We start from the raw sequence: 1,573 nt of genomic DNA on the forward strand, positions 1-1,573 counted from the left end.
CGCGAGCAGCGGGATGAAACGCCACGCCGCCTTCCTGACCGCGGATTGCTCGTGCGTGGACGCGAACGCGCTGCCCGTTTCGATGTTTGATGAGAGGGATGTCATGTCGTGTCTCCGGCCGAATCTCGGCGCGCGGAGGCCTTGCCGGCTTCCGCGGCTCGATGATTCCTTGTGTCTTTCGTGTTACGTGGCTGCTTCAGGCGCTGGCTGCTTCGTTCGCCGAAGGGTTCGACGCATCGCCGGGCTGTCTGTGCGCACACTTGACGACCCCGGCCTCGTTCAACTGCCTCACATCCTCAGGCGTGTATCCGAGCCCCATCAGAAGCGTTTGCGTGTCCTGCCCCAGTGAAGGCGGTGCTGCGCGCAGTGGCAAGCGCTCGCCGCCGAGCGTCAAGGGCAGCAGCGCCGTCCTCGTCTCGATGGCCCGCCCTGCGCCGCTTGCATCGGGCGGCAAAGTCACCTCGGCGAGGCCGCCCGTCGCGAGCAGGTGCGGATCATCGAACAGATCCTGCGGCTTCGTGATCGGTGCATAAGGAAGCCCGCAACGCTCGAAGATTGCGCTGATCTCGGCAGCCGTGAAGGCTTCCATATGCTTGCGAAGCTGCGGCAGCAACCAGTCGCGGGCCTGCACGCGCTGATTGTTGGAGGCGATGCGCGCATCCGACTTCAGCTCGGCGAGGCCGAAAGCGTCGCAGAACAGCGCCCACTGGGTATCGGAGACGACCGCCAAAAATATCTGCTCGCCGTCCTTGACCGAAAACACGTCGTAGACACCCCACGCGGAAATGCGGTTCGGCATCGGCGCCGCGGCCTGGCCGGTCACGGCAAACTGCATCATGTGCTGGGCGACGAGGAACACATTGTTCTCGAACAACGCGCTCTGCACTTCCTGACCACGCCCCGTGCGTTCGCGCTGAGCCAGCGCCGCCATCGCGCCGATTGCACCGAACATTCCGCCCATGATGTCGTTGACGCTCGTCCCGGCGCGCAGCGGTCTGCCCTCGGGCCCTGTCATGTAGGCGAGTCCGCCCATCATCTGCACGACTTCGTCGAGCGCGGTGCGGTGATCGTACGGGCCGGGCAGAAACCCCTTGTGCGACACATAGACGAGCCGCGGATTGAGCCTGGAAAGCGCGGCATACCCGAGGCCGAGCTTGTCCATCGTTCCGCTCTTGAAGTTCTCGCTGAAGACGTCCGCCCCGGCAAGCAGCTTGTGGACGATCTCCACGCCACGTGGGTCCTTCACATCGACCGCAATGCTTTTCTTGTTTCGGTTGAACGTGCCGAAGAAGCCCGCACCGGAGCCGCGCAAGGCACGTGTGCTGTCGCCGGCGAGCGGCTCGATCTTGATCACCTCCGCACCCAGGTCCGCCAGCACCATACCGCAGGTGGGCCCCATCACCATGTGCGTCATCTCGACGACACGCACGCCGCCATACGGCAAATTCTGGTTTGCGCTTGCGTCGCTCATTGCGCCACCCCGATCAGGCAGCCTTCCGGTTGTGGCGCGCTGGGGGCGCGGCCGTCCGCATACGCGAATCCCTTGGGCAGCCCCGCGTCCGGGACGTGCCCG

1 protein-coding gene and 1 pseudogene are annotated in these 1,573 nt (G+C 64.9%); both read right to left on the bottom strand.

The genetic code is table 11. From position 1 onward, the window contains the following. Nucleotides 1-196: 196 nt before the first annotated feature. A complete protein-coding gene (locus tag BMI01S_RS37365) occupies nt 197-1,471 on the bottom strand; it encodes a CaiB/BaiF CoA transferase family protein (protein ID WP_042293392.1) in 1,275 nt (424 codons plus the stop codon). Next, nucleotides 1,468-1,573, bottom strand: a pseudogene (locus BMI01S_RS43760) (hydroxymethylglutaryl-CoA lyase); the annotation flags it as partial. The gene BMI01S_RS37365 and the pseudogene BMI01S_RS43760, both read right to left, overlap by 4 nt.

Source organism: Paraburkholderia mimosarum LMG 23256 = NBRC 106338 (genome assembly GCF_000739815.1).
GTDB classification, from domain to species: Bacteria; Pseudomonadota; Gammaproteobacteria; order Burkholderiales; family Burkholderiaceae; genus Paraburkholderia; species Paraburkholderia mimosarum.

Coding starts and splice junctions, on each gene's coding strand:
- BMI01S_RS37365 (WP_042293392.1), bottom strand. CDS start 1,471: ATGAGCGACGCAAGCGCAAACCAGAATTTGCCGTATGGCGGCGTGCGT.